The 14,266-nt window shown below is 31.9% G+C and carries 17 protein-coding genes; 6 read left to right on the forward strand and 11 right to left on the reverse strand.

All coding sequences use genetic code 11. The annotated features are described in order from the left end of the window. Window positions 1–88: 88 nt before the first annotated feature. From MHH66_RS14640 to catA, 3 genes are all read right to left on the reverse strand, one after another. The gene (locus tag MHH66_RS14640) at window positions 89–1,033 is read right to left on the reverse strand and encodes a GNAT family N-acetyltransferase (protein WP_176126956.1); all 945 of its coding nucleotides are present in this window, start codon (window positions 1,031–1,033) and stop codon (window positions 89–91) included. A 37-nt stretch (window positions 1,034–1,070) separates the two neighbouring features. Next, window positions 1,071–1,595 carry a GNAT family N-acetyltransferase gene (locus MHH66_RS14645; RefSeq protein ID WP_002141727.1) on the reverse strand — a complete coding sequence of 175 codons (525 nt, stop codon included), beginning with the start codon at window positions 1,593–1,595 and terminating at the stop codon, window positions 1,071–1,073. 224 nt (window positions 1,596–1,819) lie between these two features. Further along, window positions 1,820–2,470, reverse strand: a complete 651-nt coding sequence (gene catA, locus MHH66_RS14650) for a type A chloramphenicol O-acetyltransferase (protein ID WP_078185922.1) — start codon at window positions 2,468–2,470, stop codon at window positions 1,820–1,822. Between the two features lie 201 nt (window positions 2,471–2,671). Here catA and MHH66_RS14655 point away from each other — a divergent pair, with 201 nt between their 5' ends. Beyond that, window positions 2,672–2,854 carry a DUF4021 domain-containing protein gene (locus tag MHH66_RS14655; RefSeq protein WP_002012828.1) on the forward strand — a complete coding sequence of 61 codons (183 nt, stop codon included), beginning with the start codon at window positions 2,672–2,674 and terminating at the stop codon, window positions 2,852–2,854. Window positions 2,855–2,902: 48 nt separating this feature from the next. On the opposite strand, the gene MHH66_RS14660 is transcribed toward MHH66_RS14655, so the two are convergent. Beyond that, window positions 2,903–5,134 carry an MMPL family transporter gene (locus MHH66_RS14660; protein WP_078185923.1) on the reverse strand — a complete coding sequence of 744 codons (2,232 nt, stop codon included), beginning with the start codon at window positions 5,132–5,134 and terminating at the stop codon, window positions 2,903–2,905. A 122-nt stretch (window positions 5,135–5,256) separates the two neighbouring features. On the opposite strand from MHH66_RS14660, the gene MHH66_RS14665 reads away from it, so the two are divergent. Continuing rightward, a complete protein-coding gene (locus tag MHH66_RS14665; protein ID WP_078185924.1) occupies window positions 5,257–5,880 on the forward strand; it encodes a TetR/AcrR family transcriptional regulator in 624 nt (207 codons plus the stop codon). Window positions 5,881–6,006: 126 nt separating this feature from the next. On the opposite strand, the gene MHH66_RS14670 is transcribed toward MHH66_RS14665, so the two are convergent. Both MHH66_RS14670 and MHH66_RS14675 read right to left on the reverse strand, forming a co-directional pair. Then, the gene (locus MHH66_RS14670) at window positions 6,007–6,660 is read right to left on the reverse strand and encodes an MBL fold metallo-hydrolase (RefSeq protein ID WP_078185925.1); all 654 of its coding nucleotides are present in this window, start codon (window positions 6,658–6,660) and stop codon (window positions 6,007–6,009) included. Between the two features lie 82 nt (window positions 6,661–6,742). Then, window positions 6,743–7,150: a GNAT family N-acetyltransferase gene (locus MHH66_RS14675; RefSeq protein WP_063219548.1), complete on the reverse strand. Its 408-nt coding sequence runs from the start codon at window positions 7,148–7,150 to the stop codon at window positions 6,743–6,745. A 673-nt stretch (window positions 7,151–7,823) separates the two neighbouring features. Here MHH66_RS14675 and MHH66_RS14680 point away from each other — a divergent pair. Both MHH66_RS14680 and MHH66_RS14685 read left to right on the forward strand, forming a co-directional pair. Then, window positions 7,824–8,264, forward strand: a complete 441-nt coding sequence (locus MHH66_RS14680) for a MarR family winged helix-turn-helix transcriptional regulator (RefSeq protein WP_002127325.1) — start codon at window positions 7,824–7,826, stop codon at window positions 8,262–8,264. 45 nt (window positions 8,265–8,309) lie between these two features. Further along, on the forward strand, window positions 8,310–9,131 hold the full coding sequence (locus MHH66_RS14685) for a class I SAM-dependent methyltransferase (RefSeq protein ID WP_078185926.1): 822 nt from the start codon (window positions 8,310–8,312) through the stop codon (window positions 9,129–9,131). A gap of 333 nt (window positions 9,132–9,464) precedes the next feature. On the opposite strand, the gene MHH66_RS14690 is transcribed toward MHH66_RS14685, so the two are convergent. The 5 genes from MHH66_RS14690 to MHH66_RS14710 form a co-directional block, all read right to left on the reverse strand. Beyond that, window positions 9,465–9,968: a GNAT family N-acetyltransferase gene (locus MHH66_RS14690; protein ID WP_078185812.1), complete on the reverse strand. Its 504-nt coding sequence runs from the start codon at window positions 9,966–9,968 to the stop codon at window positions 9,465–9,467. Between the two features lie 154 nt (window positions 9,969–10,122). Continuing rightward, window positions 10,123–10,593, reverse strand: a complete 471-nt coding sequence (locus MHH66_RS14695) for a DMT family transporter (protein ID WP_012260918.1) — start codon at window positions 10,591–10,593, stop codon at window positions 10,123–10,125. A gap of 19 nt (window positions 10,594–10,612) precedes the next feature. Continuing rightward, window positions 10,613–11,305: a Crp/Fnr family transcriptional regulator gene (locus MHH66_RS14700; protein ID WP_016102042.1), complete on the reverse strand. Its 693-nt coding sequence runs from the start codon at window positions 11,303–11,305 to the stop codon at window positions 10,613–10,615. An 18-nt stretch (window positions 11,306–11,323) separates the two neighbouring features. Continuing rightward, entirely contained in the window at window positions 11,324–11,749 is a 426-nt protein-coding gene (locus MHH66_RS14705) for a DMT family transporter (RefSeq protein ID WP_016102043.1), read from the reverse strand. Window positions 11,750–11,930: 181 nt separating this feature from the next. Further along, complete coding sequence (locus MHH66_RS14710) at window positions 11,931–12,416, reverse strand: hypothetical protein (RefSeq protein ID WP_002185892.1); 486 nt, start codon at window positions 12,414–12,416, stop codon at window positions 11,931–11,933. Window positions 12,417–12,634: 218 nt separating this feature from the next. Here MHH66_RS14710 and MHH66_RS14715 point away from each other — a divergent pair, with 218 nt between their 5' ends. After that, window positions 12,635–13,237, forward strand: coding sequence for a DUF2441 domain-containing protein (locus MHH66_RS14715; protein WP_078185813.1), 603 nt, complete (start codon window positions 12,635–12,637; stop codon window positions 13,235–13,237). 33 nt (window positions 13,238–13,270) lie between these two features. After that, window positions 13,271–14,212, forward strand: coding sequence for a nucleoside hydrolase (locus tag MHH66_RS14720; RefSeq protein WP_078185814.1), 942 nt, complete (start codon window positions 13,271–13,273; stop codon window positions 14,210–14,212). Window positions 14,213–14,266 lie beyond the last annotated feature (54 nt).

The raw sequence follows: 14,266 nt of genomic DNA on the forward strand, positions 1-14,266 counted from the left end.
TAATATTCGCTTTTTGAACATCATCTCTTATATTCCCCTCTCGTTCAAAATGAAAAAATCACTTAGAATATGCTAAGTGATTTTTTATTTAATTTTTCACCCTATTATACAACTCAAGCAGTTCTTCTACTGAAATACCATTTATTTTCATACCGGTAATATCACAATTTTCTATTTCAATATTTTTCAGATTACTACTACGTATTGTAGTACTTTCCAAATCACATCTATCAAATGAAATAGGATCTTTATCCTCTCCAAGGCTTGTATCTCTAAATTGAACTCCACCTAAAGTCACAAAATTAAATTTACTGCCAGAAATATTTAAATCTGCATATGAGGAATTTCTAAAATTAATATTTCTAAAGGTTGATTGACTTATATTACAATTACTCATATTCATATGCATTATATTACTACCAACAAATGCACTATTTTTTAAATTTACTTGATAATATTCTGTATTAACCAAATTACAGTTTTCGTATTGACCATTTTTCATATCTTTATTTTTAATTAGGTTCTCTCCAACTGCATCTACATTTTTTCTTTTTACATAGCAATACTCATCTTCAGATTTAAAAATTATTTCATAGCCCATTTTTTTATAAAAATGATGATTATTAATTTGTCTACTAGATGTTTCAAGATCCCAAATCCTTATGTTCGGAAATTTTTCTTCTATTAACTTAATAACCCGCGATCCAATTCCTTTTCCTTGAAGAAAAGGCTCTACAAAAATACGATCGATTCTTCCGTACGATTTACCAGAGATCGTAACTATAATTCCCCCGATTACTTTTTCACCCATTATCACTTTGTAAGTATCCAATTCTTCAATTGAATATTTCATCATTTCAACTGAAGAATATCCTGGCGGTTGAATGTTATAATCAATTACATCACCTTGGCCGTATAACCATCGCTTTGCTTCTTCATCAAATGTTCTTTTCATTATTTCTGTTAACTTTTCAGCATCTAAAATTGTAGCTTTTTCTATAGATATTATTGTCATTTTTGTTTTCCCCTTCATTGTTATAAACCGATAACTTTTGTGAACGATATAGTTATTAATTTACTTTTGTCTTTAATATTTTTCCCATTATTACATATGGGGCATCACTTTTACTTGGGTGAAATGGCTCTAATACATCCACCCAATCCAATCTTTTATATAAAGAACGCGCTTTTTCATTGTTTATTTGTGTTGTTAAAATACTCGTTCTATTTGAAATCCCTTCTAATAATTCATTATGTAATTTCATTCCAAGACCTTCATTTCGATATTGTGGGTGAACTGCTAACTCTACAAATTCAAAACAATCCTGTAACCATTCGTCTGCTTGTTCTAGATTTAACGCTTCTCTCATTAATTGATTATAGTACTGCCCTTCTAATGAGCGATAACCATAAGTAAAACCAACTACCTCATTTTCATCATTTATTGCTACTATACCTTTAAAATCTGCATATTCTATATGTCTTTTCATTCTCTCAATCATTTCAGTAAAATTTGTTTTCTCAAATGCTTTACAATACAATTTTGCCATATTATTAATTAGGATTTCATCTTTTTCAATACGTATGAATTTCACTTTACCTTCCCCCTATTAAAACATTTGAACCCTTAAATAATTATAAAATAAAGAAATTTAAAACTAATCACTCTCTTTACTATTAAACTACAAATCAACCTATATTTTCCACTGTTACTTAATATGAATGAATAAAAAGAAGAGAACATGTAATATACATATGTTCTCTTCTTTTTATTTTAACGCTTATTCATTTTCAATTTTATATAATTAATAATTAGATATTACTTAAGCCACTCGTTACAAGTATTAGCTAGCTCCTGTAAATCCTCTATAAATCGACTCGCATGATATCCATCACAAACCGCATGATGTACTTGCAATGAAACAGGTAGCATAACCCTGCTTCCATCATTGAAATATTTCCCACAAGTAATAATTGGTAATAAAGAATCACCATCATTATTAATATTTAAATTAAATCCTGTAAAACTAGTCCAAGGTATACCAGAAATCGGAAAAATATTTGGCGGAATATTTTCTTTCGTGAGGAAACCATGAACATTAGCATAACATCTCATATCCTCTTCATAGTTTTTATAGAAAATGTGGAAATCGCTAGAATAACCCGTCCATATACTTGAAAAAGATTTATCATCTTTATGAAAGATTGTATAACTAGGTATCATTTCCTCCCAATACCCTAAAACTCCTTCATCATTAAAACATGTTCGAAATTCTGTATGTTTATTTATCACTCTAGAAATTACATAAATAAAAGTCGGATAAAATTTGATTTCCTTTTGATGTATTTCCTCTAGCATCATCGTAATATCAACATTCGCTGTCATACTAAACGAACACTTTAATTTTAAATAATGTTCAAAATACTGCTCTCTATTCCAATTTTCTCTGTCAATTACATGAAACTTCATTTTAATAGCCTCCTAAAATTTTATTTTTATTTTAGAAGGCTAACTTTCTTGTTTTCACCACACTTGTTCACTCCTTACAGTTTAAATTTAATACTAAGCTTTTTATTTAACTATATAACATCTGCAGAAATTCGTTCACATATTTCTGGAAATCCATCCACATACTATTAATAAATCAAATGACGTTTGGAGGATTCAAACATGAATGACAAAAATGTAAATAAAAAAGAAAATGTTATCGAAAACACTACATCTATTCAAAATAATAATACTGCAAATCTTAATATCGAAGAACAAGCAATGAACGGCTTATATGGAATGCCCGAAACAACCATTGAAGATGCTGATCACGTTGTAACTGATGATTTGACTTCAAAAAATTAATGAACTACATAGAAAAGAGCCAAGGAAAATATCCTTGGCTCTTCTCTATTATATATCCAATTTTTTTACTTCTTCTCTCTTTTTAGAAAGTTTCCCTGGCCAAAAAGCGAAGCGTCCTAAAACGACTGTAATCGCAGGTACAAGCAGTGGTCTTACAATAAATGTATCTAGCAATACACCGATTGCTGTCACAATACCGAATTGAACTAAAACTTGAATTGGTAATGTACCTAATACTGCAAATGTTCCTGCTAAAATTAAACCTGCGGATGTAATTACACTACCTGTTTGTATAACACCATTTTTAACTGCTTCTAAATGATTTTGTTTCTTTTTATTCTTCCATATTTCAGAAACCATAAAGATATTATAATCCTCTCCTAAAGCAACTAAAAATACGAATGCATATAACGGTATCGCACCTTGTATCGCGGGAGCTCCCATACCGAAATGCAGTAAAATCCAGCCTGCTCCTAATGCAGAGAAGAAAGATAAAACGACAGTTACAATTAAGTAAATCATCGCAACGATTGAACGTAAATACACGAGTAAAAGTAAAGCGATGATACTAATCATAACCGGAATAATAACCGCTTCATCCCGTTCAGTAATTTGCTTTGTATCATATAAGGAAGCTGTTTCTCCGCCAATCCATAAATGATTCTCAGCTTGACTAATTCCTTCATCTTTTAATACCTTTTCTACACTATTTTTCAATTTAGGGATTTGATCTAATGCTTCAATTGAGTATGGGTTTTCCACTAAAGAAACTTCATATATTTGCAATTGATTATTTTCTTTTCCCTTCATTGGCTCTTTCACTTTATTAACAAAAGATAATTTCTCTATTTCTTGTTTAATAGGTAAATCTTTTCCCTTTGAATCAACTACAATCTTTACTGGCGCTAATTCTCCAGCTGAAAAATGATCCGTAATTAATGTAAATCCTTCGCGTGATGGCATATCTTTCGGGAATGATTCTAATAAGTCGTACGTGTATTGAATACGCGGTACAAATGAAGCCAAGCCTCCTAATAAAAATACGGTTAGCATAATAATTGTCCACGGTTTACGTACAACAATATCCCCAAGTTTTTTACTAAAGAACCCTTTAGTATTTTTTACTTTTACTACTTTCTTTTTCTTTCTTGCAAACTCTTCATTCATTTCAGCTGTTCTCGGTATGAACGGGAAAAATGCAACTCTACCGAAAATTAATAATAATGCTGGAAGAATCGTTAAAGCAGCGATTCCCATAATGAAAACAGCCACACTAAATGGAACTGCGAATCGATGAAAAGCTCCATAATGAGCAAGTAATAACGTTCCTAACCCTAATACTACAGTAAGTGCACTCATTATAATTGCTCCACCTGATGCTTTTATCGCAAGTTGCAATGCTTTATACTTACTTTCTTCTTCTAGCAAGTACTCTTTATATCTTGAAATAAGAAATAAACAATAGTCCGTTCCTGCTCCAAACAGTAAGACAGTCATAATCGATATAGCCTGTGCATCTACTTTAATCCATCCATTGTCTGCTAAAAAGCCCAGTGTCGGACTGATAATTCCGTATGCAAAACCAACAACGAGTAAAGGTAAAATTGCTAAAATTGGTGAACGGTACAGTAAAATTAATAAAACCAATACTAGTAGTACAGTAGCAACTAATAATTTCACGTCAGCTTGACTAAATAAACTTACCGCATCCGTTTGAATACCTACAGGTCCAGATAATCGAACATGTAAACCAGAGTCGGTAATTTTTTGTTTGAACGGATCTTCATCCACTTTACTATTCACTATTTTTCGTAACTCTTCTAAATTACCTTTTAATATATCCGTTCCAGCAGATTTATTAAAAAATATTGGTGTGACAAATGATGTACCATCTTTTGATGCACTTTTTGATAATACTTGCTCTGGAATTGTATCAAATGGTGGTAACAATGATTGTTCTTTTAAAGGGTCCGTTTTTAACTCTTTATAAACGTCCTGTATTAATTTGTAGTCTTTTGACTCTAATCCACCATCCCGATGCCATACAACTAACAACGGGTTTCCTGCATTATTAGGAAATTCTTTTTTCATAAGTGCTTCAGCTTGCTGTGACATAGCTGTTTCAGGTAAATTTTTCGGATTCGGTTCTTTCGTACTGTTTACTTGTGGTAACGTAAATGAAAGTACTAATGTAATAAGAATCCATACCGATAAAGTTATCCATTGCGTATTCTTCCCTGCTACAAGCCTCCCTAACATATGTAACGGGTGCTTTTTCATAAAACCCCACCTTCCTTTTTTCCTCCAATATTAATTATATATACTGGTCGGTTAATTAATCAAGAATGATTAAAAAATTATGTTATAATTATCTCAATAATAAATGTCAGGAGCGAATGTATTTGGATCAAAAACAACGTCCTCTCGGAAGGCCTCGTCAAAATAAAAATACAAAGTCTACAAAAGAGATCATTTTAGAAGTTGCAACTAGGTTATTTCTCACCCAAAATTATCAAGTTGTTTCAATGGATGAGGTCGCGAAAGAATGTGGAGTTACAAAAGCAACTGTCTACTATTACTATTCAACAAAAGCTGATCTATTTACCGCTACTATGATTCAAATGATGGTGCGCATAAGAGAAAATATGGATCAAATACTCTCTACGAATAAAACTTTGGAAGAAAGATTATTGAACTTTGCTACAGTATACTTACACGCAACGATGGATATTGATATGAATAATTTTATGAAAGATGCAAAACTTTCTTTATCTGAAGAGCAATTAAAGGAATTAAAAAATGCCGAGGATAACATGTATGAAGTGTTGGAAAAAGCGCTAGATAACGCAATTCTCCTTGGAGAAATTCCTAAAGGAAATCCTAAATTTGCTGCCCATGCTTTCGTCGCTTTATTATCAATCGGGAATTTTAAAGATGAGAATCACAATCCTACTCTTGCAAATATAGATGAATTAGCAAAACAAATCGTTTCGTTTTATTGGAATGGATTAAGTCATCAAAATTAAATTGATTATATTTAATAAAGAGCACATTTGAAATTCCTTCAAACATGCTCTTTATTAGTTTAAGGGTTTTATTTATATACTAGCAATTAAATTATACTTTAGCACTGATTAACAAAAAATCCTTATCTATAGCTCTTGAATTTGTGCATTTATATTCCCCTTACTTAATCCACCATGGTAACAAACTACAGAATCAATTTCTAGATTTAAATACTTCTTCAAAGAATTTTGCGCTTCTTTTATATCCAAAGTAGTTGGGGCATGAATTCCACCTAAAATTCCGTTTACGCTATACATTGAATCCCCAGCGATAAGAGTTTTACTTTGTCTCAAATATAAACTAATATGACCAGGAGTGTGCCCTGGGGTATGAATAATAAGAATACCACCGCAATATGGAAGTTCTTGGCCGTCAACCAAAGTATCATCCACTTTTCCTTTCGGTGGATTCTGTACTTGTGCATCCTTCAACAAAGGTAACTCCCCCTCGATATACGGCTGATCTAGATCGTGAGCATAGACTTTTATATTACTTCCACAGTTTTGTAATAGTTCAGGAAGACTACCTATATGATCTATATCTTGATGCGTCAAAATCACGGCTTTTAGTTTATCAAACGATACTCCAACCTTCCCCATCTCTATTCGTATATCTTCAATTTGTCCAGGAAATCCAGTATCTATTAAAACTGCCATTTCATCATCCCATAAAAGAATTGGGTGAATAATATACTCTTGAAATTCAAGATGTAACATCTCTACCCCTTTAGCAATCTCCATAACATTATTCTCCTTTATAACGAAATTTTTGAAGTCTAAAAATTGGCCTGATAAACAAGTAATTCTAAATTACAAAGCCCCGCTATCGTTTAATATGTTTCGTCATACCAATCGAAAATTCCTCAAATCCAATTGATTCATAGTAAGATTTTAAATCTTCAACACACATAAGTTGTGGAATAACTCGTTTTTGTTCACAGTGCCGGATTAATCGTTCCACTATTTCCTTTCCAACGCCCATGGACTGATACTCTGGCATTACACATACACCGCAAATAATGCCCGTTATTACACCATCTGATATTACTCGTCCCATCCCAATTAATTGTTGCTCTTTAAAAGCATATATCACATACCAACTTTGTTTACACATTTGCTCTAACTCATTAACCGATAATTCAAGAGAATTCCATCCTAAAGATTCATACATAGTTAATAATTCATTGAAATCTTTAGGGGGTTCAATCGTGTAATTTAAAATAGTTTTCATGTAAATACTCCTCATCATCCTTTTTGTTTTTATTCCATAAAATTTTTGACCGTCGTTAAACTGACTAGAACAATACTTCAATAAAAAAAAATGAAACTCCTTCTCTTTAAAAACATAAGGAACTTAATAAGATTGGTACCATATATATTTCTCTATTTAATATTTGTTTAATATATCAATTAATGGTGAGTATAAAATATATACATTTCAACCATCACCAAATACTGAATCTAAATTACAATTATAAGAAAAAGAAGGTATCTCATCTTTGTGAGATACCTTCTTTTATATCAATCCATCATTATATTATCAACCAAAAATCATACAGCTACATACGATAAGAACAAACAAAACTAATAAACTATTTGAGAAATAACCCATAGAATACTACCCCTTTATTTCATTATGTAAAAGATTTTAACATAAAATTATTAATAGTATAATGACTGAAAAAGACATTGGCTTCATTAGTTTTTTATGTATAAAGTAATATTTTATAATCTTTCTACTCACCGCTCATAAAAAACTTTAACTTTTCCTCTACTGCATCTCTCACGATTTAAATAACATTGATATTAGTAAATAAACAATTACTAATATCAATGTTATTATTTGATTTTAAGTAAAAATAGCAATAAAATAATTACTAAATTGATAAAGGACACGAAAAATAATGACTAATAAAGAATTAATAAACGAATACATGAATTTATTATTAAATATGTCAGGTACTTTCAAATTATTATCAGAGAAATCCACTGAATTTACACATTTAGAGCAACACATAGTTGAGTATATCGCCCAGCAAAAAGTCGCTGTAAATTTAAAAATGATTGCTAGTTATTTAAACATACCTAAACAACAATTAAGTGTAACCGTTCGTAATTTAGAGCAAAACGGATACATTGTAAAAAAACAAGATACAGTAGATAAACGAGCTGTTTTAATTTCCTTAACAGATAAAGCTGAAAAAGTACATTATGAAAGATGGAAACAAATTTATAATAATTTCACTAGTAATCTTGAAAAACTCAGTGAAGAAGATCAACGTGATTTAACTTACGGACTGTATAAAACAAATAAAATGCTATCAAAAATGCTAAATAACGACTAATCATATATATATGATATTTTTTTATTATTAAATGGAGGACGTTTCATGGTTAAAGAAATAGATTTACAATCAGTTCAAAGTACTATGCTTATTCCACTATGGGGACGAGCATATGGTAGTGAGAAAAACAAGGATATTTTAGATGATACGGAAGCTATTCGGATTATTAAAGAATGCGACTTTGATTTCTCTAAAATAGCAGATACATTTGGCGAATATGGATGTATCACTTACATTACCCGTGCAAGAAAAATAGACGATACTATTAAACAATTTATTAGAAAACATCCGAATGCTACTATAGTAAATATCGGTTCTGGACTAGACACTACTTTTTCAAGAATTGATAACGGTACCCTACAGTGGTATAACCTTGATTTGCCTGATGCGATCGCTTTCCGCAAAACATTAATTGAAGATACACCACGAAATATAAGCATTGCCAAATCATTTTTTGACACTTCTTGGTTCAACGATATAAAATATGATCCAAAAGACTGTATTCTTTTTATATCAGCAGGTGTGTTTTATTACTTTAAAGAAGAAGAACTGAAGGAGATATTTGTCGCTATGGCAAAACGTTTTCCTGGAGGAGAGTTATATTTTGATGCCGAATCAAAGCTCGCACTGACACTTTCGAATGCTACTGTAAAAAAAGCTGGTAATAACGGCGCTATGATGTATTTTTACGTAAATAATCCAAAGACAATAGAAAAGTGGTCTTCTAACATAAAAATATTAAGCTGCTCCCCTTTCTTTAAACATATACCTACAAATAAAGACTGGGATGGAAGTACACGAATTATGATGCGGATTGTAAATTTAATAAAGATGTTGAAGTTCGTTCATATACGGTTTGAAAAATGATAAATCTATAATATATTAATCATATATAAAAGAAGACCTCGATTTTATTAAATTCATATAATAATCTATAGGATAGTTAGTCCATTATGAGGGCTAACTATCCTTTTTTATTTACATAATGAATGAAATAAGTAAACAATAAATATTTAGTTTAATCAGTATAATAAAGATATATAACTTGAAACGTTCGATTGGTTTTGGGAGGAGGACATGCTTCAGTTATAGTTTGTCACTATTTGAATTATAAATCAGTTATTTTATCTTTATCTGGATTCTTGCCCAAACTAATGACCTCTTCTCCTTTTCAATAGTTTCGAGTTAGGTCCGGGATTTCTAAAGGTCGCGTACGTTCCAAACAATCTCACCGCGCTCGTCCCACGTACTGTGATGCCTCTTAAATCCTATCTTTTCTAACACCCGGAAGGACGCAACATTCCAAGCGCCTACAGTCGACCAAAGTCTGTGGCGCCCCGTAGCAATCGCAGTGTCCAGCACAACAGATGCTGCCTCAGTCGCATAGCCTTTGCCATGAGCACTGCGGAACAACTCGTATGCGATCTCCGGCTCTTCCAGTGTGGAACGACCGATAATCAAGCCACAGTATCCGATGAAATCACCTTCGTCTCGTCGGCGAATAGTGAGAAGGGAAATGCCATTTTCGCCTGCTCTCTTACGCATCTCTATAAGCATGCTACGAACGGCGTCAAGGGTTGGCATATCCACACCACGTTCGCCAATTAATTTTCTCATCCAGACTGAATCGGATTCCTCCCACATACTCAGATCAAGTCGTTCAGTTTTCAGCTGGAACTCCATAGCTTTAAATAAAGCTGTCATAGTGGAAACCTCCTAGTTATGTCACTGCACTCATAATATAATGTACACCATCTTCCAACATGTACTGAATCACTTATTTTCTCTCCTTATCGCTCATTTACTACCACCTAAATGTATATGTTCTAATTATTAACACCTTTTTCCTTTAAATTCTTTAGACCCTATCCTCATTTATAGTAATAGCTTTCTTATTCGAAAAAAGATTTTTAAAAATTCCTACCCCCACAATTAATAGACCTATACCAATTAATTTATTTATTTGTATAGGTACTCTCTCCATTCCAAACAATCCAAATGTATCAACACATAATGCAACAACTAATTGAGTAATAAGGCTAATGAGCACCGTATAAGCTGGACCTAAACTCTTTATTGCACCCATTATACAAATAATTAATCCGATACCAAACAATCCACTTATATAAAATAAATAATTTGCAGTATAAAAGTTAACGCTTATACTTTTCTCTGTAATGATATGAAATAAAACAGAACTTATGAGACCTATTCCAAGAACACATGCAGTTGTTAACCACTGTCCTACAATTTCATTCACTTTCGTATTAAAAACAGATTGTAAGCTAATTAATATTCCAGCTAATATAGCTAAACTAAATCCAATCATAACCCTTCTCTCCCTTTCATTACTCATATATATTATCTTTAGCAACTTCCTTCATTCTAGAAAAATCTTTAATTACAATAACTCCATTTTTCTTTTTAATTAATTTTTCACTATAAAATTTTTGTAAAACTCGAATTACATGCCTATAACTTACACCTATAAAATCTGCAATACTTGATACAGAAGTTGAATCTAAATCCTCTTTATACATATTCCCATTACTATCCGTTGAAATCGAAAGTAAATAACTAGCTACACGTACTTCTACCGGATAAAGTAAATTTAGAGCTGTAAAACGAGTCGATATTTTTAACGTGTTCGCAATGTTTTCAAGCAAGAACTTCATAAATATAGGATCATGTAATAACTTATTTCTAATAACTGTATTAGAAATGGAGATTGCTACAACATCTGAGCAAGCTTCAACAACATTATGTGCTTTGCTATTTTGTATTAATTCAATATCACCAACAATTGCTAATGGATTGATAAAGCGAAGGATTAGTTTCTTTCCTTCTGGTGTAATCGTGTAAACTTTTACTTTTCCTTTAATAACAAAATATAAACGATGAATTTCATCATCTTTATCGCAAATAAGCTTGCCTTTTTCAAAATGATTTACTTGAAAATTGTCAGTACTTATTCCTGAAAAAATTTCAAGTATATTATAAGCTTTCAAATATTGAATAATTAAGTCTGATTTATTATCCACTTACAGTCCCTTCTTTCCTTACATATTAAACACAAAAATACCTAAAATCATTACTATTGTCCCCACAATATGGTATCTCTCCATTTGTATCTTTTTTATATGAAATAATCCTTTCATTTCAATAACAGTAGCTGTTAATAATTGAGCAACCATAAGTGTTCCAGCTGTTAATGTAACTCCCATTGAATATATCGCCATTGTTTCCGCACAAATAATCAACCCACCAAGTGCGCCAGCTACTAAATATACTTTTTTTACACCCTTTAAATCCGTTACTTTCTCTTCTTTCTTTAACAAAAATATAGTTGTTGCAATAAGAAACCCAATTAAATGCGTCATAATACTCGTCGACCATATACCGATATCTGAACTAAGTTTCGCATTAAACGTACCTTGAAGTGTAATGAATACTCCTCCAAAAACTGAAAGTAAAATACCTTTCAAAAAAATCATCTCCTAATCTTCTATCTATGATTTAATTAAAAGCTACAATACTACAACGACAAAAGGACAAATGTCACATCGATATGAAAATAATTAGTAATGTACACGAAAAAACACATCTCAAAATATGTGAGATGTGTTTGAAATATTTAATCCATATATAATATTTTAGTAATTAAAACTACGCTACATTAACAGCTTTATTCTTCAAAACAAACTTTCCAAATAAGAAACGTACAAGAGGTCCCATTATTATTAATTGAAGTGGGTACGCCATAATGAAATTTTTAATGAAAATCGAGAAATAAATTGAAGCGAATGAGTCACCATGTAACCCATTATGTAAATACATCATAGCCATTCCGTAAAATGACATAAAGAATACCATTCCGATTACCATTGTTGTTGCCATCGCAATAATCATGTTTACTTTTTTTGATTTATCAAATGGTAATGCAAATACAATCTTTTTCGCACACGGTCCAACGATACATATTTCAATTAATAGCGCAATAATAAATCCAATTATTAGTTCTAATGCGATTTCCTTAATATGAATTGGTCCTCCTGCTCCATTCATTAATAAATTGTAAAACGTCATAACGATAACCATCCCGAGGCACATCATCATACCAAATTGGAGGTTTTCCTTTCTTGTTGTTGGCAATTTTCATCATCCCTTCTCTTTGAGTCTTTGTCATTATATCGATATTGGAAACTCCTTCGTAAGTGAACATTTTTAAAGCGTTTACGTGCATTTCTTCCACTCTTCACTCCAATCCTCCCACTTTATAACTTTTTACTTACAAAGGTTTTATATATTTTGATGTTGAATTATTAAATTTAATATTGAATTATATGAGAATTACTACTAGGAGGATAACCATGAATAAAGCAGAATTTTACGCATATCACATCGTTACAAGGAAAACAATGAGTATCGGAAAAATCATTCACTTTGACAAAAATCAAACTAATACCCTCTATCACTTCTTTTTTGAAAGAGAACAATTAAATTCTAATGATGAAGACTCCATTCAAATTTTAAAAAGACATTATATCAATGAGGAATTACATATAAATAATGAAAATGCTAAAGTAGTTCTGAATTATATAGATCAAACAATTAGTGCGGTTAGAGAAACGATTGTAGAAATGGTTAGACTGCAAGAATTTCCTGAATATCCCTCAAGGTTGTCTTGCTTATATGCTGCCAAAAGCTATGAGGATGCTTTGAAATGGAAAGCTTTATTTGATTCTTATAATCGAAATGTTTTACAGATTGTTAAACTACGAGTGATCGGTAGTTCTTTTGAAGGTGACGGAAATCTTTTACCGAAAGAAGATGGTATTCCTTTCGCTCAAAAAATGGAACAAGCTAGAGAGTATTGGAAAGGAAACGTTAGAAATGAACTTCCTGAGTTACTGATTAATGGGAGAATTGAAGTGGTGGAAATTATTGATGATTTTTCATCAATTAAAATTTAATTCCTGGTTAAATATTAAAGAATGGAGATTAAAATGATGAAAAAAGTGTACTTCAATCATGATGGTGGTGTAGATGATTTAATATCACTATTTTTACTACTCCAGATGGAAAATGTAGAACTTACAGGTGTTTCAGTTATTCCAGCAGATTGCTATTTAGAACCAGCAATGTCTGCCAGTCGTAAAATTATAGATCGCTTCGGCAAAAATAATATTCAGGTAGCAGCGTCCAACTCTCGTGGAAAAAACCCATTTCCAAAAGAATGGCGGATGCATGTATTTTATGTAGATGCTTTACCAATTTTAAATGAATTTGGGAAAGTTGTTACACCTGCATCAAAAAAACCTGCACATCATCATATAATAGAGACTCTTCTACAAACTGATGGAAAAACAACTTTATTATTTACAGGGCCCCTGACTGACCTTGCTCGTGCACTATATGAATCTCCAATAATCGAAGATAAAATTGAACGTCTCGTTTGGATGGGCGGTACATTTCGTACTGCAGGCAATGTACATGAGCCAGAACATGACGGAACAGCCGAGTGGAATTCATTTTGGGATCCCGAAGCAGTAGCTCGTGTTTGGAATGCTAATATAATCATTGATTTAGTAACTCTAGAAAGTACAAACCAGGTTCCGCTAACTATAGACATACGTGAACAGTGGGCAAAAGAGCGTAAGTATATTGGTGTTGATTTCCTTGGTCAATGCTATGCAATGGTTCCCCCTCTCGTTCACTTCTCAACGAACTCTACTTACTATTTGTGGGATGTATTAACTGCTGCGTTTGTTGGGAAAGCTGATCTTGCAAAAACAAAAACGATTGCTAGTATCGTTCATACATACGGACCCAGCCAAGGACGTACAGTGGAAACTGCTAACGGAAGACCAGTAAATGTCATTTATGATGTAAAACGTGATGCATTCTTTGAATATATTACTGAATTAGCTAAAAAAGCTGCTACTTGAAACCTCAATTTTACGAAAAATAACTTTTAAAATTACAATACATATATTCTGAGA

Origin of the sequence: Bacillus sp. FSL H8-0492, from assembly GCF_038006145.1 — a bacterium.
Lineage (GTDB): Bacteria > Bacillota > Bacilli > Bacillales > Bacillaceae_G > Bacillus_A > Bacillus_A mycoides.